Raw genomic sequence first — 20,410 nt, 5'->3', positions numbered from 1 at the left:
TTTTCGAACAGGGGCTTGGCCCCGAATTGCATGGTAATGTTAGCAGTGCTTAACAAAGTTAAAATCCTGTATCTAAAGGAGAAATTCAGACGTACTGAAAAAACCCGCCATTATACATGGTCTGATGGGTTACCGATAAGGTTCAGTTTTTGTTGTCTGCTGAGTTTCTTAATTGCGGCTTCCCGACGACTGGCACTGCTGCGATCAGGATGCTGTTCCTGATACACCACTTTCTGAGCATCACTGGTATGAAAAAAACGCGCACCACCGCTATGGTTTTGATGTTGTTTTAAGCGACGCTCTAAATCAGTGGTAATACCGGTATAAAGATGGCCATTTGCGGCTTGAATGATATACAGCGTCCATTCAGTCTTTATCATTAAATTCCAGCGCCACCGAATTAATACAATAGCGCAGGCCGGTGGGGGCAGGGCCGTCATCAAATACATGCCCCAAGTGTGCTTCACATTGCTGACAGCGAACTTCAGTGCGATCCATGTTGTAGCTGTAATCGGGATGATGAGTCACTACGCCATGCTCTAGCTGTGAAGAAAAACTGGGCCAGCCGCAACCGGCATCAAATTTGTCATCAGAAGCAAATAAGGCCTGGCCACAGCAAACACAGTGATAACAGCCATTCTCATCATGATCGAGATATTTCCCGGAAAATGCTGGTTCTGTGCCAGCTTGTCGGGTGACGCGATATTGTTCATCGTTAAGTTGTTGACGCCACTGTGTATCCGTTTTTAAATCGGAGTTCATTTTGCTCATCTCATTACAACGTGTCGGGCATTGTATAAAAAACTGCAAAGCAAAGCACACCTGTTTTGCTAGTTTGAGAGCTACGTCTGAGGGGCCTATAAGAGCTATGTGCTTCTGATCGCCTGTTGGATCGCGCTACGCATTGAAGGAAATTGTTTCAACAATATCTGCATGCCCTCAATATCAAACGCATCAATCCGTTCAAGCAACTGGCTGGCATACCGATCCAGTGCGTCAATTTTATGATTGCTAGCCAGTCTGGCAATTTCGTGGGCAAAGTTTTTAATGTCGGTCATGCTGTTACTTTGGGTGGCTAAACGCCATATTTCATCGATATCGGTTTGAAAATGATTAAAAATCGATAAAAGCTGTTTTTTGTCCAGCATTGACCAATCCTGTTGTGGCGCTTTTATAGTTTCAACGTCAACCGCCTGATATCGTAAAAACACACTTAGAGCGTGAAACAGTTCGTTGCGTAAAACAGGTTTTCGCAGATAGGCGTCAAAATGATCCAATTTATCCTGTTCATAGGCATCTTTCATTACTGAAGCAGTCAGTGCAACCACAGGTAAATCTGGTTTAATCATTTTGATTTGTTTTGCGGCTTCATAACCGTCCATCACTGGCATGCGAATATCCATCAACACGAGGTCTACCGGATTCTGTTTAACAAAATCCACAGCCAGCTGACCATTTTCAGCTTCACTGGTTTGAATATGGCTGTTGATAAAATGCTGACGTATCAATTCCCGGTTATGCGCGACATCATCTACGATTAGCATATTGGCGGGCTCAAAACGTATATGGCTGGCATCAAAAGCTAACGCCTGTTGACGAATTTTGTCACTGGCAATGGCGGCAATATCAATTCCTGGCAAATCAATACTGAATACCGAGCCTTCACCACTTTTACTCTGCAGACGGATATGACCACCCATCATCTCAATCAAGCGGCGGGTGATTGACAAGCCAAGACCGGTTCCACCGTATTTGCGAACATCCTGGCCTGATTGCTGGGCAAAAATTTCAAATATATGTTCAACCTCAGCTTCGGGAATACCAATGCCAGTGTCTTCAACCAGGATATGTAAATCCAGTTTACTGAGATGATCATCGACATTATCAGCATGAACGTGAATACGTATATGACCGGTATCTGTGAATTTGACCGCATTACTGATTAAATTGAATAACACCTGTCTGAGGCGGGTGGCATCGAGTAACAGTCCATGAGGTAAATCGGGATCAATATCTAAATGTAACGCCAAATCCTTATTGCGGATTTGCAGAACAAACATATTGGCTATTTCATCAAACAGCTGATGTGGATCGGTGGCTGTTTTATTGAGTTGCAGTTTTCCGGCTTCAATCTTCGATAAATCAAGAATATCGTTGATCAGCAGTAAGAGGGTATTACCTGCACTGCGGATAGTTTTAATAAATGATTTAAGCCTGGGCTCGGTAACCTGCTCGTCCAGCAGTTCGGTAAAACCCAGAATAGCGTTCATTGGCGTACGGATTTCATGGCTCATATTGGCGAGAAATTGCGATTTGGCCAGATTCGCTGCTTCAGCATGCGTCTTGGATTCTTTTAATGAATCTTCAAGTGCAATGCGGTCATCCATATTCATGAAAAAACCCAGAAAAGCGGGCTTTCCCTGATATTGAATAGATATTATTGAAAACAATCCCTCGATGATCTGTCCATTTCGAGTTTGGATTTTGAGCATAACCCCGTTAATTTCACCGTCCGTAGAAAGCTGTTCAAGTACTTGTTTTCGTTGGGTAATATCCGCATAAAACTCCTGAACGTTAATGGTTTTCTGTAACTCAGCCGAAAATCCTAATTCTTCATAACAATGCTCATTGGCCAGCAATATGCTGCCATCCTCTGCAGAAGTGACCATCAGGCTCATCGGCATCACATTAATCAAATGCAATAGCTGCGCTTCACTGTCCCGCAGTTGCTGTTCCGAAATAAGGCGTTTATCAATTTCGGTACGCAAACGGCGATTCCAGTAAAAACTGGCAAGCAGGAAAATCAGCAATAATGCTACAACCTGAATCAGCAGTGTGTAATTGGTACGTTCAATGGTATTTACAGACATCCAACGTTGATCAATGGTACGTCGCTCATCAGCTGTTATTGCTGCCAGAGCTTTATTGATAATTGATACTAGTTCGGGTTGATCCTTAACAATGCCCATATGCAAAGCAGAGGAGTATTCCCTGACAATACTGGTATTAAGATGGGTTAATCCCGATTGACTGGCGTTGTGGGTGATGGTGGCGATAATATCAAAATAGGCATCTATTTCTTCCGCAGCCAGCATTGCCAGTCCATCGCGTACAGAAGGGACATAAACAATATCGATTTCCGGATAATAAGCCAGCAGAATTGACTCGGCAAAATAACCTTTTACTACCCCCACAGGTTTGTTATTGAATTCAGCCAGGCTGGTCAGATGACCGAATTTGGTTGTAGCGATGGCCAGTGGGTAATCCAGATAGGGAATCGATAAGTCGAGAAATGTTTCACGAAACGTATTTCGTGAAAGGGCGGCGATTAGCTCTATCTGATTGGTTTGTGCGGCTTCAATAACGGATTGCCAGTCAGTATAGGGTTCGAGCTGAAATTGCAGACCGGTCTGTTTGCTGATGAGCTGCAAATAGTCAGCACTAATGCCACTGTGCTCACCGTTTTTATCAATAAAATCAAATGGTGGCCAATCCGGATCAACCCCAATTCTGACAACGGGATGTTGATCTATCCACTGTTGTTCTTTTTCGGTTAAATCCAGTCGGCTCTGCTCATAAGGTAAGATCTCAAACGCTCTGCTATCACTGACAACGGCGTACCATTTATCAATTATCTGCTGTTTTTCAGCTGCGGTAATTGCCGATAACGATTTTTCAATAATGCTATGTAGCAATGGATAACGTTTATCAATGGCGACTGAGGTGTCCGTTGTAAAATTTGGTACTTTGGCGACTACTCGAAGATTGGAAAGGTATCGCTGTTTGATGACATTGGTAGCCACTGCGATATTGCCGATGTAGGCATCTGCCTTACCGAATGAAACGGCTTCCAGTGATTCATCATTGGAATTTGTCAGCACCAGATCCAAATTCGGGTAATTGATGGTCAGCCAGGTATGCAGGTAAGAGTCTTTATTGACAGCAACGGTAAAGCCAATCAAATCATCCATTGACTGAATATCATCACGATGCTGCTGAACAATAATTCCCAGTGAGAGGCTCACATAGGGCTTAGAAAATAACAAAAATTCCTGACGTGGTTTGGTCGCGGCGGCGCAGCTAAGTCCCATGAGTTCGCCAGCTCGCATTTTTTCCATGGTGTTGGCCCAGACATCCGGGACCACGGTAATAGTCAGACCGCTTTTTTCACTGATAAGCTCTAACACATCAGCGGATATACCATCATGTTCACCTTCTTCATTCAAAAAATCATAAGGTGCCCAACTGAAATCTCCACCCAGCGTGATTTCAGGGTTAGCGGCAATCCAGGCTTGTTCTTCTTCAGTAAATGTCAGCGCCGATAATCGGCAGCTGATAAACAGCAGGAAAAAAAATAATAACCAGTTAGTTTTGATCGGAAATGGCAACAAATTCATCAATATGTTCCAGCAGTATGCTCACCAGATAGGGATCAAACTGGCTACTGCTATGTTTCCTGATGTAATCCAGGGTGTCTTCCAGGGACCAGGCTTCTTTGTAGACCCGTTTATGCATTAACGCATCAAACACATCAATCAAACCGACAATACGACCGTAAATATGAATATCTTGGCCTTTGAGCCCTTGAGGATAACCGCTACCATCCCATTTTTCATGGTGCTGATGGGCGATGATGGCGGCAGCTTTGGTGTATTTTCGTTTGGAGTTCTGGAGAATTTTAAAGGCACGCGAGGTGTGAGTTTTCATGATGGCAAATTCATCTTCAGTGAGTTTACCGGGTTTATGCAAAATCGAGTGGGGGATAGTGATTTTACCAATATCATGCATTGGCGCGGCATGAAACAGGATATCGGCATCTTCATCCGTCAAACTTTCATGATACAACGCTAATAACCTGGAACTCTCGGCTACCCGGCGGATATGTTTGCCGGTTTCATCTGAAGTTGACTCCATCAACTCAGTCAGCACATAAATCATTTCCAGTTGATTCTGTTCCAGCTCGGTCATCAGCCGTTGCTGATTCTGTTCGTATTTGTGCTGTAGAGAAAGGTTATTTTGTTGCAGGAGTTTTTTAGCGCGATATAACGAAAGATGTGTATTGACTCTGGCCAGCAGTTCTTCGGCGTGAAACGGTTTACAGAGATAGTCGACTGCGCCAGCACGAAACCCCTGGCTTATTGAGTCTACGTCGACCTTGGCCGTAACAAAAATAATCGGGATATCCTGAAGTCGGGGCTCTGCCTTGATGCGTCGGCAAACTTCATAACCATCCATTTCCGGCATCATGATATCAAGCAAAATCAGGTCATACTCGTGCGTTTTCATTAACGCAAGTGCTTCCTGACCTCTGGTGGCAAATGACAGGTTGTAAGGCTCTTCCTTAAGAAAATTCATCGCTACCTGAATATTGTCAGGTACATCATCGACGATTAAAACATTGGCACTATTATCCATCGCGATTCCTTGTATACAGATACTGTTGCGGTAATCATTATTAATGATTACAAATGGTAGCTGCTGAAAGTAACAGTAACTATATTACTTGTCTATCCGTCTCAATAATCTGGGGTATATCAAATTGTTGCAAATTAATAACCTCTGACTGAAAACTTGGTTGGTGAGTTGCAATGATGAGTAATAAAATCGAAGTAAGTATGATGTGATTTTAATTTTGAGTTGGGTAGCAAAAATGGCTTTGAAGAAAGCGCCTGAATGGCAGGCTTTACTGGAGAGGGAATTTGAACAGCCTTATATGCAGCAGCTAAAGGCTTTTTTACAGCAGCAAAAAGCACAGCACAAAGAAATATATCCGCATTCATCCAACTGGTTTCATGCTCTGGAAACAACGCCTTTATCTAACGTAAAAGTTGTCATTCTCGGACAGGATCCCTATCACCAGCCGGGACAGGCGCATGGCTTATGCTTTTCAGTCAAACCCGGTGTGAAGGTTCCACCGTCTTTAATGAATATCTATAAAGAGCTGAATAATGATCTGGGTATTGCCCCTGCTAAACATGGTTACCTGGAAGCGTGGGCCAAACAAGGCGTTTTATTACTTAATGCCGTATTAACGGTGGAACATGGTCAAGCCAATGCACATCAGGGAAAAGGTTGGGAGCAATTTACTGATAGGGTCATCAGTCTGGTTAATCAACAATGTGAAAATGTGGTGTTTATGCTGTGGGGCAGTTACGCCCAGAAAAAAGGTGCTGCTATTGATAACCAGCGACATCTGGTTTTAAAAGCACCACATCCATCACCATTGTCAGCTCACCGCGGTTTTCTGGGTTGCAAGCATTTCAGCCAGGCTAATGACTATTTACAGCAACATGGACAAACGCCTATTGACTGGCAATTACCACAATCGGTTTAACGATTTATCAAACACTAAAATATTTCTTCAATACAGCCGACGAGCAGGCTTGATACAATTCGCGCCATGATAAATTTCAGCCAACTTTCTTTACGACGCGGACCACGGTTACTGTTTGAAGCTGCCAATCTGGTGATTCATCCCGGACAGCGCATCGGTTTGACCGGCGCCAATGGCACCGGTAAGTCCAGCCTGTTTGCGATGATCCGCAATGAAATACATGCTGACATCGGTGATTTAACGTTTCCTGAATCATGGGTGATTGCCCATGTTGCACAGGAAACGCCCGCGGTCGATACAACTGCCATTGACTATGTGTTGCAGGGCGATGCTGAACTGAGTCAACTGCTCACACAATTGGCACAAGCAGAACAGAACAATGATGGTCATTTGCAAACCCAGTTGCATGACAAAATAGGCTTGATTGATGGTTATACCGGCCGTAGTCGGGCTGCAAAATTACTGCATGGATTAGGCTTCACTGCTGAGCAGCAGGAACATCCGGTCAGAACCTTTTCAGGTGGCTGGCGTATGCGACTCAATCTGGCCCAGGCATTGATGTGCCGTAGTGACTTATTGTTGCTGGATGAGCCCACCAACCATTTGGATCTCGAAGCCGTCTATTGGTTAGAAGAATGGCTACGTAGTTATGCTGGGACGCTGCTGGTGATTTCTCATGATCGTGAATTTCTGGATAGAGTCGTCACCCATATCGCTCATATCGAACAACAGCGCATCAAACTGTATACTGGTAACTATTCGGATTTTGAAATCGCCCGTGCCGAGCATCTGGCCAATCAGCAATCCGCTTATCAGAAACAACAATCTGAAATCGCGCATATCCGTGATTTTGTGAATCGATTCAAGGCCAAAGCGACCAAAGCCAAACAGGCTCAAAGTCGAATAAAAGCATTAGAGCGCATGGAAAAGATCGCTCCGGCGCATGTGGATTCACCGTTTCATTTCAGCTTTTTTGAACCCCGGCGTTTAACCACGCCAATTTTAGCGCTGGATAAAGCCAGTGTCGGTTATCAGCAAACGCCGTTAATCGAGAATATCAAGCTCCACCTTGCTCCCGGCGATCGTATCGGTTTGTTAGGCCCTAATGGAGCCGGTAAATCAACGTTAATCAAACTGATTGCCGGTGAACTGGAACCGCTCAGCGGTAAACGTCGCGAAGGTAAAGATATTGTTATCGGTTATTTTGCCCAACATCAATTAGAACAATTACGCCCTGATGAGAGTGCATTGAAGCACTTACAGCGGCTGGACCCAATGGCCACTGAACAGGATTGCCGTAATTTTCTCGGTGGTTTTGGTTTTAATGGGGATACCGCTCTGGAACCGGTTGCCCCATTCTCTGGTGGCGAAAAAGCCCGGTTGGTTCTGGCCCTTTTGGTTTATCAGCGCCCCGCTTTATTGTTATTGGATGAACCTACCAATCACCTTGATTTGGAAATGCGGCTGGCGTTGACCATGGCTTTGCAGGAATACGAAGGGGCATTAGTGGTGGTATCGCATGATCGTTATTTCCTGCGCAATGTCACCGATGATCTCTGGCTGGTAGCGGATGGCAAAGCCGCTACTTTTGAAGGTGACCTTGATGACTACCGGCAACTGCGTTTAGGCCGTGAAACGATGAATGCTTCTGCTGATAAAAGTCCTGCCGCTAACAATGGCAAAAAACTGGATCGACAGGCGGCAGCACAACAGCGTCAGAAATTACAGCCTTTGCGTAACCGGGTTAAAAAAGCAGAGCAAGTCCTCGATAAACAGAATGCTGAACTTGCCAAAATAGAATTACAACTGGCTGATACAACGTTGTATGAAGCGGCCAATAAAGAAAAACTCAAAGACCTGTTACAACAGCAAGCTGCCACCAAGGCGGCATTGGAACAGGCTGAAATGGACTGGCTTGAAGCCAGTGAAATACTTGAAAACGCAGAAACTGCAGAGGTTTAATCCGTGGCATTATTGTCTTTAAAACAGCTGACCGTCAGTTATGGTGGCCCCAATTTACTTGATAAAGTCGACTTTCAGCTCGATAAAGGTGAACGGGTTTGTCTGGTTGGCCGCAACGGCGCTGGTAAATCCACCTTGATGAAAGTCATTGCCGGAGAGATCACCCCAGATGGTGGTGAAATGGTCGGCTTGCAAGAATTGAAAATTGCCCGGCTGGAGCAGGAAGTTCCTGCTGGCACGGCTGGCAGTGTGTTTGATGTTGTGGCTGCCGGACTGGGCGAAGTTGGGCCTCTACTGGTGGAATATCATCATATTGTTCAGCAACTGGAACACGATAGCAGTGAACAAATCCTTAACAAGCTGGAAAAAGCCCAGCATAAACTCGAAGCAGTGGATGGCTGGAGTTTGGAGCAACAAGTAGAAACCGTTATTTCAAGATTATCCCTTGATGCTGATGTTGAGTTTTCCAGCCTGTCAGGCGGTATGAAGCGTCGAGTTCTCTTGGCTCAGGCTCTGGTACGCCAACCGGATATTTTATTACTGGATGAGCCTACTAACCATCTGGATATTAGCTCTATCACCTGGCTTGAAGGTTTCCTGAAAAGTTATGGTGGTACCTTATTGTTCATCACCCATGACCGCAGTTTTTTACAGGCCTTGGCAACCCGTATTGTGCAATTAGATCGTGGGCAACTGGTGAGCTTCCCGGGTGATTACAAAAGCTTTCTGGAGAAACGTGAAGCTTTACTGTCTGCCGAAGCTGAGCAGAATGCACAGTTTGATAAAAAACTGGCTCAGGAAGAAGTCTGGATTCGTCAGGGCATTAAAGCACGTCGCACACGTAATGAAGGACGTGTGAGAGCGTTGGAGAAGCTGCGTCGGGAACGTGGTCAACGCCGTGAGGTGTTAGGCAATGTGTCGATGAAGATTCAGGAAGGCGATCGTAGTGGCAAGCTGGTGGTCGAAGTTGAGAATATCAGTCAGGCATTTGATGGAAGACAGTTATTCAAAGATTTCTCAACGGTCATTCAGCGTGGTGATCGCATTGGTATTATCGGACCCAATGGCTGTGGTAAAAGTACGTTACTGTCGATTCTACTGGGTCGGGCTGAACCTCAATCGGGTACGGTGCGCTTAGGCACTAATCTGCAGGTAGCGTATTTTGATCAATTACGTAGCCAGTTGGATGAAGAGGCCAGTGTTGTAGATAACGTCGGGCAGGGTAGAGACTTCGTTGAAATTAATGGCAGTCCTAAACATGTGATTGGTTATCTGCAAGATTTCCTGTTCACCCCGGATCGTGCAAGAACACCGGTAAAAGCGTTGTCAGGTGGTGAGCGTAACCGTCTGTTACTGGCGAAATTATTTACCCAGCCAGCCAATTTACTGGTTTTGGATGAGCCGACCAATGATCTGGATGCAGAAACACTGGAATTGCTGGAAGACTTGTTGCTGGGCTTTACCGGCACCATGCTTCTGGTCAGCCATGATCGAAGCTTTCTGAATAATGTGGTAACCAGTTGCATCGTATTTGATGAAGATAAACAGGTCCGTGAATATGTTGGTGGTTATGATGACTGGCTGGCACAACGCCAGCAGTCTGCAAAACAGGAAAAGACTGCAGCCAAACTGGAGTCTGCATCTCATGCTGCAAAACCCGCTAAGAAAAAATCGAGTTTAACTTATCAACAGCAACTGGATCTGAAAGCGTTGCCGCTAGAGATTGAACGACTGGAGCAACAAATTGCGGCGTTAACAGAAAAAATGGCAGCGGCTGATTTTTATCAGCAGGATGCCAATAAGATTAAACAGGTTCAGACACAAATAATGGATTTGGAAAAGTCACTGGAATCTGCCTTTGAAAAATGGGAAAAGTTAGAAGCATTACAAAACGCCTAGCGGCAATATTGACAAGCATAAAAAAAGCCGCTGCCCTGGTAACAAGACAGCGGCTTTTTTGTTATTTTTATTCGTCTAACAATGCATCACGATTGTCTTCACGGATACGCGGCAGGATCCACATTTCATACATGGATACCACCCACATAAATGCAAACGATAACGCCATTGCGCCACCACCAATAATGACAAACCAGGCGAAGTTTGGATTCAGCTTGGTCAACCACCATGAGCTGATATCAATTAACAGAAAGATATACGGCATTGAGATAACAAATACTTTCAATGGTTTTGGTACACCGGATGCCAGACTGAAAATCAGTCCAACAAACATAAAGATAAAGGCAATACCAAATAAGTGAATGTGCGAAACACGGGCAAGTGATGCAAAGCTGGCTCCGGTATCAACGACAGCACGTTCTTTTATCTGTTTGAAATCAGAATAGTCTGGGACGGCGCCACCTGCATCAGCGTTATGACAGATAATACATTTGGCATCAAAGATCTGTCTGATACCGTCATTTTCATAAGCTTCTTCTGTTGCTCCGGCGTGCACCCAGCTGATTATCTTAGCTCGTTCATCATCGGTAGCCATTGGCTTCATTGAACCGTGTAACTTATTTTCCAGCAATGAATTGCTTCTGTTGCCGTAATAGCTGTAAACAATATCATCAATGGAAAGACCATATTTACCATCCGCCAGACCATGAGTAAGCTGAATTTGTACAATTGCCATCAGGTAACCCACTGCCACCACAACCAAATAACCGGTAAAAAGTGCTTTTAATGAGGTGCCTTGACTTGCGAGATTAAGGTTGTGATTTCTTGCCATGTTGTTTCCCTTATTTTTATTGTGTTTATTTTAGTACATAGCGCTTTTACTGAGTAGTAAAAACACTATTTATTTGCCAAAAACCTGCTGCAAAATCTCCGAAGTACGTGCTGCAGGATTGTCACGGATTTTCTGCTCCTCCTGAGCTAACATAACAAACAAGCCGTTTAGCGCCTGGTCAGTTACATAATCCTGCAGATCCATATCCAGCTCCTGGCCTACTACAGGCACTGAACTGAGTTTATCGTCCAGCTGGTTGTAATAGCGGGTTGCACCAACTTCATTCAATGATGTATCGATTATGGGTTTAAATAAGCCAGCGAGCTTGCCTCGAGTACGGTCTTCAAAAAAACGTGTAGCAGCATCGCTTTCGCCATTCAAAATATTACGAGCATCGTCGATCGACATACTCTTAATAGCATCGATCATAATCGAGGTGGCTTGTGGTGCGGCTTTTTCTGCTGCCCGGTTGATACTTTGTTCAAAATCGTCTGCCATTTTATTCAGGCCCAGCTGACGCATTAACCCTGCAGCTTGTTGTACGCGAGGAGGCAATGGAATGCGGATTTCCGGATTGTTTAGATAACCTCCCTCTTTACTGACATTTTCGACAGCTTTTCTGGTGCCGACTTCTAACGCTTCTTTGAGACCGTTGGCAATTGTGTCAGAACTTAAATCCGAGCCTTCCGATGTGCTGAGCGCCGTAGTACCAGATTTACTGAAGTCTTCGAGGAATTTTTTCCAGTCTGCATGGCTGGGTGATGTCGCCATTAAAAAAAATATAAAAAGTGTCCAACTAATCTTTGCTGAAAATTTCATGCTGTAAATCCTTTCCTGTTCAGCTTTGATAGTGCCTGTATGACTCTGTAAGCGTCAAGCTATCCATTATTATCATTTGGAATAACGGACAAAAAAAAGCCGGTTAATTGCTTAACCGGCTTTTCATGTCTATCGGATCTGGTTATCAGCTAGGGACAACGTTTTCCGCTTGTGGACCTTTTTGACCCTGTGTCACTTCCATAGTGACAGCCTGGCCTTCTTTCAGAGTTCTAAAACCATCTGATTTAATCGCGCTGTGATGTACAAATACATCTGGACCATCGGCGCGTTCAATAAAACCGAATCCTTTTGCGTCATTGAACCATTTCACTGTGCCTGTAACTTGCTCTGCCATATCAACCTCAATATCTTAAATCTTCTGCTAACTTAACTCCTAAGTCAGCTTACACTACCCCTTAAAAAAGGGGTTAATCGCATTGTACGCCCAAAATTTAACAAAAAGTCACATTTATTTTGACCATAACAACTTTTTTTTTACTTGAAAAACACCTTTAGAAAGTGGAAAAAAAACGCTTAACCATTGAATCTATTATGTTTAGCGGTAAGGCAGTATTCCAAATGTTCATATTTAATAACAATTCAGAATATTAGTTTGGCAACTATAAAAGCGGATAAAATGCGCGATTTTGCCTTTAACATAGGCTAAACCGGCTTAAAATCAGCTGGCTTTTCAGAGCCGTCTCCAAAGAAAAATTTCTCCAATTCAGTTCTCAGAAAAGTCTGGGATTTTGGATCAGCCAATGATAAACGATACTCATTAATTAACATGGTTTGATGAGCCACCCACATTTGCCAGGCTTCTTTAGAGACTGTTTCATAGATTTTTTTGCCCAGTTCACCAGGATAAGGTGGAAAATCGAGTGCCTCTGCTTCTTTGTTGAGTTTTACACAATGCACAGTACGTGTCATAGCATCCTCTCGGTTGATGATAAAAAATGAATTAATTGTTTAACCGGAGCAGGTAAGCCCAAAGTTAACGCCTGATCTATTTTAACCCAGATATGTCTATTATTCTCAGCCACAAGGGGGATTGGCTCAGCAGTAAACAAATAAGGGTTTATGGTTAATTTGAAATGACTGAAAACATGTTTTATTTCAGGTAATGACGATTCCAGTAAGGTATTTTTTATCGGCAAGCTGTTATCTGGTGCCTCTGCAGTTTTTCCCTCGGGAAAACTCCATAGACCTCCCCATATGCCATTTTGCGGACGTTGCTCTAATAATATCTGGTTATCTTGATCGATATAGACAAACCAGTTGGTGTGACGGACAGGTTGAGTTTTTTTCACTTTGCGTACCGGGAATAAAGTCGGCTCACCGGATGCAAAAGCCTTGCAATCAAATTGAAGAGGGCATTGCTGGCAAGCTGGGCGACTGCGGGTGCATAAGGTGGCTCCCAGGTCCATTTGTGCCTGAATATAGTTAGCAATGCGTTGTTCAGGTAATAATATCTCGGCTCGTTGCCACATGGCGGCTTCTGCTTGTTTCTCACCCGGCCAGACATTAATGGCATCATATCGGGCCAAAACGCGTTTTACATTGCCATCCAGAATCGGATAGCGCTGATGAAAGGCCAGCGCCATAATGGCTCCAGCAGTAGAACGGCCAATTCCTGGCAAATCCAAAAGCGCCTGAAAATCCTCTGGCACCTCTGCGTCATGGTGTTGTTGGATCTGAACGGCGGCTTTATGCAGATTTCGTCCACGGGCATAATATCCAAGCCCTGACCATAAACCGAGGACATCATCTATATTGGCATCAGCCAGAGCGTTAATGTCCGGAAACCGCTCAATAAAACGCTGGTAATAGGGAATAACGGTAGCAACCTGAGTTTGCTGAAGCATCACTTCGGAAAGCCATACATGATAAGCCGATGGATTTTGCTGCCATGGCAAATCCTTACGACCATGATGGTCAAACCAGGCTAATAAACGTTCACTGAAGCTGCTAGTCAAAATAGAATCAGACCATGTTCTTTTATGAACAGGGCCTAGAATAAACTTTTCAGTTTTTCCTTCAACAAATCTTCCTCTGAAGGTTCATCTGCAGAGTCTGCATCATTTGATGTTTGCTCATCAGTAGCAGGCTCTTCAGCAGTTGAAGATTTTGATTCGCCACCCAGTTTATTACCCAGTAATCCTCCAAGCCCATCACCCAGTTTTTCTTTTAGTTTTTCTTCAGCTTTCGCTTTAATTTTACCAGTGGCCTGTTCTTTTAAGACCGAGGCTAAATCCACTTTGGGCCTTGGATTATCAAAACTACCAGTAATTTTTACCGGAATGGTGACACCTTTCAGATCCTCAAGAGTTTTGCCTCCCTGACCTTCAGCTGTACCGACGATTGAAACGCGAACAGAATAATCAATGACTTCTCTGGGCAGATCAATATCACCCGCACCAGTGACTCTCAATAATGGAGACATTAACTCAAGATCCTGATTATTTACGATGCCTTCATTTGCGGTGAATGTGCCTTTCAGACTGCTGAAATCAGTTTGCACCGGTTCGTTAGTTTCTGCGGCCTTTTGTCCGGAAAGAACAGCCTTGGCCTGGCGAATTGCTTCGGCAATATTAATGCCTTTCAATGCGCCATCAGTAAAAGAAAATGCACCATTACCGTTCAGGCTTTGTTTAATGGCATCAATATCTTTACCACTGCCATTCAGCTTTACATTGGCATTTGCTGTGCCGGCAATTCGGTCATTACCGGTCAGATCTTTTAATAAGGGGCCGGCCTGCACCCCCTGCAGGTTTTCATCCACAGCAAGTTTCAAACTGTCACCCCGAGCATCGAGATTGACATTACCCTGATACTTTCCCTGATATAACTCTGCTGCCAGGGGACTTAGTTTTATCAGTCCATCTTTTGCATCAATAGTAATCACAATGTTTTCACTGTTAATGCCACTGACTTTGAGTTTGCCGATTTTCAAACTGCCTTTGGCGTTAATGTCCCGCAGTGTTTCCAATGGTAGTTCACTTGATCCACCCGCTGCAGATGATGCAGGTGTAGAAACTTCTTTAGCAGTTTTATCCTCACCTTCTTCTTTTGCTGGGGGTAAATAGCGATCAGCATCAATTTGATCCAGCGTCAGATTAAATGTGTAAGCGGGTTTCTCGAAATTGTTGATACCAAATTGACCGGTTAATTGACTTTGATCCAGTGTCAATTGTAAGTCACTGGTATTAATTGATTGTTTACTGCCACTGATTTCACTGCTCAGCTGAACCAGTTCCAAAGTACTGTTATCGGCCATTTCAGGCAGTTCAATTTTTAAATCTTCGGCTAACTTTCGCAGATTGAAAGGCTTCACCTGGATATTGCCATTAAATGTCAGATCATCAGACAGGATTTTCTTTGCCAGAATACGTCCATTCATCGTCAGATCTGCCAATTTGATGGCAAGATCATTAACCTGCAATGTTTCATCAGCGAGATTAGCAATAAGGTTGGTTGTGACATCCAGTTTGCTTTTGCCCTCGGGCAGATTTTTATCTTCAATATCTGCGCTGATAACAAGATTTGTAATGCTATGTTGTTGGGATGCCAGATTGGCTTCGATTAGACCCTCGATTTTGGCGTCAATATTTTGTTCTGAACCGGTAGCTTGTAAATTAATTGCTAAATTTTGGATTGTCACCAATTCACTAGCCATATTGGCATGAATGTCAGCCTGAAGGTCCAGATTAGCCTGTTGCAATGGCATTGCAGAACTATTGGCAACTGTATTGAGCTTCAGTGACTCCAGTGCGTAAATCTGCTTTTCAAGATCGACGGTTACCTTACTCTCAAGTTCAATATGTGCTTTGACTTCAGGCTTACTGCTGATCAAATCAAACGATGTTGTTAGGGAAGTTGGTTCGCCGGGAGCCAGAGGATCGGTCTCTAGATTAAGATTACGTAACTGGAAGTTTTCATTTTTGCTGGCATCAGACCACAACACATTGGCATTAGTTAGTTTAATTCCGGCAATTTTTACTGCAGATAATCCACTGGATGGTTCATCCGAAGCACTGTCAGACTCATCTGAAGGCGTTTGTTCTAGGTCATCGCTTGCTTTTGTCAGATCATCCCAGTTGGTCACACCTTCTTTGTTGGTTTCCAGATTCAGCAACAGACCGTCGAGCACAATGGTGTCCATTTCCAGCTGTTTTTTCAGCAGTGGCATCAGTTTGATGCGAATTTCGGCAGCTTCGACGCTGGCAAAAGATTCAGCTTTAAAGCCACTGGCATTGCTAAGTGATAATGGTCCGAGTTCTAAAGCAATCCAGGGAAAAACAGATAGCTCGATATCACCTTGCAAAGTCAATTTACGCCCTGTGGTCTTTTCAACCTGCGCTGCAATCTCATCTTTATAGTCATTTGGATCGATAATGAAGGGAAGTGCTGCGAGAGCAGCAATAGCGATGATGATTATTGCAATAATCACTTTGATAAAGGTGCGCATGCTTTTATCCTGTACTTTAGATGGGTGTATCGCCAAGATGATAAGCCATTTGACGGGGTTTATGAACCGGCTTTGATAATAAAGGTGAAACGTTCATAGTCCAATGTTGCTGAAAACAGGTCTTTGGTTTCAGCGTTAATGGAAGTCTCATTAGTATTCGATATTGTCAGTTGACGTTTAGGACTAAAGACCCCTTTTTGAGTAATAAGTGCCGGTGGTTGCGTATTGAGTTGTATCCCGGGATATAGGAAATTTCCGGGGTTTGGCTGGCAAGTTACCACTTCCGGCGTGCCTTCAATTAAGCTTAGACCCGCCTGAGCATAGTTATGCCAATCGTTACAGAACCAACAAATAGTTGCTAATTGCAATTTATTTTGCAGTTTCAGCAAAACCAGTTCGTTTACATCAATAGTGTCTTCGCATTTATTAATGAGCAGTAAGCTGCCATGTTCGGAGTCGTTGAGCACCTTTGCCTGCATAATGTTAACGGAAGCCCCATTAAGGAAGTCCACAATATTCTCGTACCCGTGGACAATTTCTACAGAACCGTTTTCAATTAACTGTTTTCTGGGGGATTGCCGTTGATAATTGGCTGCGAGTTGGGGCATAACCTGTCGAATCAGTTGCAAATCCAAAGCATTTTCCCGCTTGTTGGATAGGATAAGTTTTTGGCCAAGAATGGTTAAAACATCCTGAGTTTGTAGCATCCGGTTATCAGACGCCTGGCGTATTAATTGTGGTGTTTTCGACAAAGCTTTTGGTGCTTGATCTTGTTCTGCTTCAACACAAAAATATCCGGTTAATAAAAAAGCATTTTCCAGAACTTGTTGTTGAGGGGGGATATCGGTAATAACCACCTTATTAACGACTTCCGATATCAAAGAGAATAGGCGTATGACGGAATACTTAGACAAACTGTAGGGATCGGCAATGGCTGTTAATGCTATACGCTTATATATATGCTCAAAATTATCACTTCTGCCAAGCGGCGACACTTCCGGTTCCAGCTGCAGAGCTTTTGCCTTTTCAAGGTAAATCAACAACTGATTTAATTGTAACCAGCAATCCTTTGGTGCAGCTCTGTAATATAAATAAGCATGCAGAATCTGCAATGAAATTAATTCACTGCCACGATTCAAACAGAATAGAAAACGGGGTTGATCTGCAGGACGCTCACCACGTTGATAATGTTTGTCAGCCAGGTTGAAATATAACTCAGCGAGACAGCGTAAGGTTTGACTGAAATTGCTCAGATTTTTTTGAGCAGGTCTTTTAAGGCTGGACTCTGCGGCGATAACTTTGCTGTCACGGGTCAATAAAAGACGTTTGAGTTCGTGGAAATAGACATCTAAAAGATTTATCTGTCGGGTTTCAGAGATATGGTGATGTTTGATTGCCTGCAGATTCGCTAACAAAATTGACAGGCGTTGAGATAAATCATCGGTAAGTTGGGATAACCAGGTTTTTAATAAAGCCGGATCAGAAATAATGTCACCCCGTCGTTCATCCGTTACGACAGAGATTAATAAATTAAGTTTGGGCAGATCGGCAGCCGGTTTGGACTGGTTACGTAATAGAGCATTACCGAGCCACATACCGAATAAACGGGGATTAATCACTCTTGCCGGGGATTGCAGAAAATGAAAACCTTTAGCCGATAATTTTTTGGATTGAGCAAAATGTCTTTCAGCAAAAGCGAACAGTGAAAATAAATTACTGCTGGTTAAGGGTAATTTTATCTGCAGCAAGTTTTGCTGATGAGTGGTTTTACGCCGGCTACAGTAAATATTCAGCAGCTCGACATCACGTTGCTGCCAGCTTTTTAAGCCTTCAGCGTTATCAACATTATGAAAATATAAAACAGCATGACCTAAACGACTTATTTGCCATTGGTGATTTAATGATGAGTTGTACTGAGATAACAGGGCTTGCAGCTGTTGATGATCTGCGTCAGTGAAGCCGAAGCATCGTATCTGCAGATTAGCCAATTTAACTTTGCTCCGTCTCAGCTGCTGGTTCGGAAGGCTGCAATTGCCGTAGTCGCACAGTTCTGATGGCATTATCAGCGGTTTGAATTACCTCAATAATGTAATCATCAATACGCAAACTTACACCGGGATCAGGAATACTTTCCAGATGTTCCAGCACCAGGCCATTGATCGTTTTGGGACCATCAGTTGGTAATAGCCAGTCCAGTGTTCGATTTAATTCGCGGATATTGGCTGAGCCATTAATCAGGTAACTACCATCACTTTGTGGATGAATTTCCTTTTCATCATCAATGGTATTCGCGGTAAATTCTCCGACAATTTCTCGAAAAATATCTTCCAGTGTAATCAATCCCAGTAAATCACCGTATTCATCCACTACCAGCCCGGTGCGACGTAATTTACGCTGGAACTGAATTAGCTGCGTATTCAGAGGGGTGTCCTCTGGTACGAAATACGCTTCCTTAACAATACTCTCAAATGTTTGTTGATTCAGGTTGTCCTGAGTCATCAGATTTAATGCCTTGCGAACATGCAAAATACCGACAATGTTATCCATACTGTCGCGGTAGACTGGGAGCCTGGTGTAACCGCAATGTGAAAGCTGTTTTACAATTTCAGCAAAAGGCTGGTTGATGTCGATACCTTCAATTTCATTACGCGGCACCATTACATCGTTTACCGTAACCTGTTCCAGATCCAGAATGCTCATCAGCATATCTTTGTGGCGATTGGGAATCATGCTGCCGGCTTCCATTAATGCCACTCGCAATTCTTCGATGTTAATGGCTGTTGAAGTAGCATCTTCACGAGATACACCAAATAATCCCAGCAATCGGTTAGTAATCGCACTGGTAAACCATACTAAGGGATACAAAACGAATAATAATGGCTTTAACACAAAACTGGCAGGGTAAGCGACTCGCTCGGGGTGTAAGGCTGCGAGCGTTTTAGGGGTAACTTCTGCGAACAACAATATGACCAGAGTCAAGGTAAAAGTCGCAACCACAATACCGTTCTCACCCAGCAGTTTAATCCCAATCACGGTGGCGATAGCAGAGGCAAAAATATTCACAAAGTTATTGCCCAGCAGTATTAAGCCAATCAAACGGTCAGGTCTTGCCAGCAAACTGCTGGCAATCATTGCGCCGCGATGCCCTTGCTGAGCAAGATGTTTTAATCGATAGCGATTTAATGACATCAATGCCGTTTCGGAACTGGAGAAAAATGCTGACAGGATCAGCAGGAAAAACAGGATGAGAAACAGCGCAATTAAAGAGGTATTTTCCAGCATCAGCTTAACTTTGTATTAAAACTTCAAGAACGAATTTACTGCCTACATAAGCCAGCAACAAAAATCCAAAACCCGATAAAGTCCATTTAACGGCTGTTTGGCTACGCCAGCCATACTGTTTGCGTCCCCACAGCAAACCTGCAAAAACCAGCCAGGCGATAATGGAAAACACAGTTTTATGGGCCAGGTGCTGAGCGATAAAATCATCTACAAACAGAAAACCGGTAATCAGCCCCAATGTCAGTAATATAAAACCGGTATAAAGCAATTGGAATAATGCCTTTTCCATTGTTTGCAGGGGAGGCAGTTTACGGACTAAGCCACCGGCATGTTTATTACGTAATTGTTTTTCCTGTATCGCCAGAATGATTGATTGCATAGCCGCAAGTGCCAGCAGAGCATAAGCAGTAAGCGATAATAAAATATGCCACTCCAGAGCGGGATCACTGAGGTCGCGCTGACTTCCTCCCGGGGCTTCTACTTTAAGCATCAAACACAAGGCAACCAGTGGGTACACCACAATTCCCGGATGGGCCACAGGAGAGCGCATCCCTGCCAGCATGGCAATAACAGCCATTAACCAGGCGGCGATGGAGAGGGTGCTCATCAGACTGAGATCCCAGCCTTGAGCAAATTTCATGGTGAAATAAATATCTGCAGCATGAAATAATAGCGCTAATGTAGTCAATATGCCTATCGGTAAGGCGAGTTTATTGGCGTTATGATCACGTTTGACAAAGTCTCGGATCAAAATAACGCTGCTACTTAAATAAAGTAGAAAGGCTAATGCATTGGCAATGGCCATGAGGGGAGA

The 20,410-nt window shown here is 43.8% G+C and carries 16 protein-coding genes; 3 read left to right on the top strand and 13 right to left on the bottom strand.

Annotated elements, in window-relative coordinates; translation table 11 throughout:
* Window positions 1-110 precede the first annotated feature (110 nt).
* The 4 genes from B3M51_RS12680 to B3M51_RS12665 all read right to left on the bottom strand — a co-directional run bounded on the left by B3M51_RS12680 (window position 111) and on the right by B3M51_RS12665 (window position 5,415).
* On the bottom strand, window positions 111-380 hold the full coding sequence (locus B3M51_RS12680) for a GIY-YIG nuclease family protein (protein ID WP_292481460.1): 270 nt from the start codon (window positions 378-380) through the stop codon (window positions 111-113).
* Window positions 367-771, bottom strand: a complete 405-nt coding sequence (gene msrB / locus B3M51_RS12675; protein ID WP_292481458.1) for a peptide-methionine (R)-S-oxide reductase MsrB — start codon at window positions 769-771, stop codon at window positions 367-369. The genes B3M51_RS12680 and msrB overlap by 14 nt, the downstream gene beginning before the upstream one ends.
* Before the next feature lie 95 nt (window positions 772-866).
* Entirely contained in the window at window positions 867-4,397 is a 3,531-nt protein-coding gene (locus B3M51_RS12670) for a transporter substrate-binding domain-containing protein (protein WP_292759680.1), read from the bottom strand.
* Window positions 4,366-5,415 (bottom strand): response regulator, encoded by a 1,050-nt coding sequence (locus B3M51_RS12665; protein ID WP_292481454.1) that lies wholly within the window; start codon window positions 5,413-5,415, stop codon window positions 4,366-4,368. Before B3M51_RS12665 ends, B3M51_RS12670 begins: the two co-directional genes overlap by 32 nt.
* Window positions 5,416-5,650: 235 nt before the next feature.
* Between B3M51_RS12665 and ung the strand changes: the two genes are divergently transcribed.
* The 3 genes from ung to B3M51_RS12650 all read left to right on the top strand — a co-directional run bounded on the left by ung (window position 5,651) and on the right by B3M51_RS12650 (window position 10,195).
* Window positions 5,651-6,334 carry a uracil-DNA glycosylase gene (ung, locus tag B3M51_RS12660; protein WP_292759679.1) on the top strand — a complete coding sequence of 228 codons (684 nt, stop codon included), beginning with the start codon at window positions 5,651-5,653 and terminating at the stop codon, window positions 6,332-6,334.
* Window positions 6,335-6,400: 66 nt separating this feature from the next.
* Entirely contained in the window at window positions 6,401-8,296 is a 1,896-nt protein-coding gene (locus tag B3M51_RS12655; protein ID WP_292759677.1) for an ATP-binding cassette domain-containing protein, read from the top strand.
* A gap of 3 nt (window positions 8,297-8,299) precedes the next feature.
* A complete protein-coding gene (locus B3M51_RS12650) occupies window positions 8,300-10,195 on the top strand; it encodes an ATP-binding cassette ATPase Uup (RefSeq protein ID WP_292759675.1) in 1,896 nt (631 codons plus the stop codon).
* 67 nt (window positions 10,196-10,262) lie between these two features.
* On the opposite strand, the gene B3M51_RS12645 is transcribed toward B3M51_RS12650, so the two are convergent.
* The 9 genes from B3M51_RS12645 to B3M51_RS12605 all read right to left on the bottom strand — a co-directional run.
* Window positions 10,263-11,027 carry an elongation factor-1 alpha gene (locus B3M51_RS12645; RefSeq protein ID WP_292481445.1) on the bottom strand — a complete coding sequence of 255 codons (765 nt, stop codon included), beginning with the start codon at window positions 11,025-11,027 and terminating at the stop codon, window positions 10,263-10,265.
* A 69-nt stretch (window positions 11,028-11,096) separates the two neighbouring features.
* Window positions 11,097-11,846, bottom strand: coding sequence for a DUF4197 domain-containing protein (locus tag B3M51_RS12640; RefSeq protein ID WP_292481443.1), 750 nt, complete (start codon window positions 11,844-11,846; stop codon window positions 11,097-11,099).
* A gap of 145 nt (window positions 11,847-11,991) precedes the next feature.
* Complete coding sequence (locus B3M51_RS12635; RefSeq protein ID WP_014706264.1) at window positions 11,992-12,201, bottom strand: cold-shock protein; 210 nt, start codon at window positions 12,199-12,201, stop codon at window positions 11,992-11,994.
* Window positions 12,202-12,509: 308 nt separating this feature from the next.
* Entirely contained in the window at window positions 12,510-12,776 is a 267-nt protein-coding gene (locus B3M51_RS12630) for an oxidative damage protection protein (protein WP_292357899.1), read from the bottom strand.
* Window positions 12,773-13,822 (bottom strand): A/G-specific adenine glycosylase, encoded by a 1,050-nt coding sequence (gene mutY / locus B3M51_RS12625; RefSeq protein WP_292759672.1) that lies wholly within the window; start codon window positions 13,820-13,822, stop codon window positions 12,773-12,775. The genes B3M51_RS12630 and mutY overlap by 4 nt, the downstream gene beginning before the upstream one ends.
* Before the next feature lie 35 nt (window positions 13,823-13,857).
* Entirely contained in the window at window positions 13,858-16,314 is a 2,457-nt protein-coding gene (locus B3M51_RS12620) for an AsmA family protein (protein WP_292759670.1), read from the bottom strand.
* A gap of 59 nt (window positions 16,315-16,373) precedes the next feature.
* Window positions 16,374-18,302 (bottom strand): hypothetical protein, encoded by a 1,929-nt coding sequence (locus tag B3M51_RS12615; RefSeq protein ID WP_292759667.1) that lies wholly within the window; start codon window positions 18,300-18,302, stop codon window positions 16,374-16,376.
* A gap of 1 nt (window position 18,303) precedes the next feature.
* Window positions 18,304-19,596, bottom strand: a complete 1,293-nt coding sequence (locus B3M51_RS12610) for an HlyC/CorC family transporter (RefSeq protein ID WP_292481435.1) — start codon at window positions 19,594-19,596, stop codon at window positions 18,304-18,306.
* A gap of 4 nt (window positions 19,597-19,600) precedes the next feature.
* Window positions 19,601-20,410 (bottom strand): cytochrome C assembly family protein (locus tag B3M51_RS12605; protein WP_349676746.1); only part of this gene is annotated, 810 nt, incomplete at its 5' end.

It is taken from the genome of Methylophaga sp. UBA2689 (genome assembly GCA_002354555.1).
GTDB lineage: Bacteria > Pseudomonadota > Gammaproteobacteria > Nitrosococcales > Methylophagaceae > Methylophaga.
This window is presented reverse-complemented; position numbering and strand designations above follow the sequence as displayed.

What these genes read in the sequence shown, in the direction of transcription:
- B3M51_RS12630 (WP_292357899.1), bottom strand. Translation starts at nt 12,776, where the DNA reads ATGACACGTACTGTGCATTGTGTAAAACTCAACAAAGAAGCAGAGGCA.
- B3M51_RS12640 (WP_292481443.1), bottom strand. Translation starts at nt 11,846, where the DNA reads ATGAAATTTTCAGCAAAGATTAGTTGGACACTTTTTATATTTTTTTTA.
- B3M51_RS12670 (WP_292759680.1), bottom strand. Translation starts at nt 4,397, where the DNA reads ATGAATTTGTTGCCATTTCCGATCAAAACTAACTGGTTATTATTTTTT.
- B3M51_RS12655 (WP_292759677.1), top strand. Translation starts at nt 6,401, where the DNA reads ATGATAAATTTCAGCCAACTTTCTTTACGACGCGGACCACGGTTACTG.
- B3M51_RS12680 (WP_292481460.1), bottom strand. Translation starts at nt 380, where the DNA reads ATGATAAAGACTGAATGGACGCTGTATATCATTCAAGCCGCAAATGGC.
- msrB (WP_292481458.1), bottom strand. Translation starts at nt 771, where the DNA reads ATGAGCAAAATGAACTCCGATTTAAAAACGGATACACAGTGGCGTCAA.
- B3M51_RS12610 (WP_292481435.1), bottom strand. Translation starts at nt 19,596, where the DNA reads ATGCTGGAAAATACCTCTTTAATTGCGCTGTTTCTCATCCTGTTTTTC.
- B3M51_RS12635 (WP_014706264.1), bottom strand. Translation starts at nt 12,201, where the DNA reads ATGGCAGAGCAAGTTACAGGCACAGTGAAATGGTTCAATGACGCAAAA.
- ung (WP_292759679.1), top strand. Translation starts at nt 5,651, where the DNA reads ATGGCTTTGAAGAAAGCGCCTGAATGGCAGGCTTTACTGGAGAGGGAA.
- B3M51_RS12665 (WP_292481454.1), bottom strand. Translation starts at nt 5,415, where the DNA reads ATGGATAATAGTGCCAATGTTTTAATCGTCGATGATGTACCTGACAAT.
- B3M51_RS12620 (WP_292759670.1), bottom strand. Translation starts at nt 16,314, where the DNA reads ATGCGCACCTTTATCAAAGTGATTATTGCAATAATCATCATCGCTATT.
- B3M51_RS12645 (WP_292481445.1), bottom strand. Translation starts at nt 11,027, where the DNA reads ATGGCAAGAAATCACAACCTTAATCTCGCAAGTCAAGGCACCTCATTA.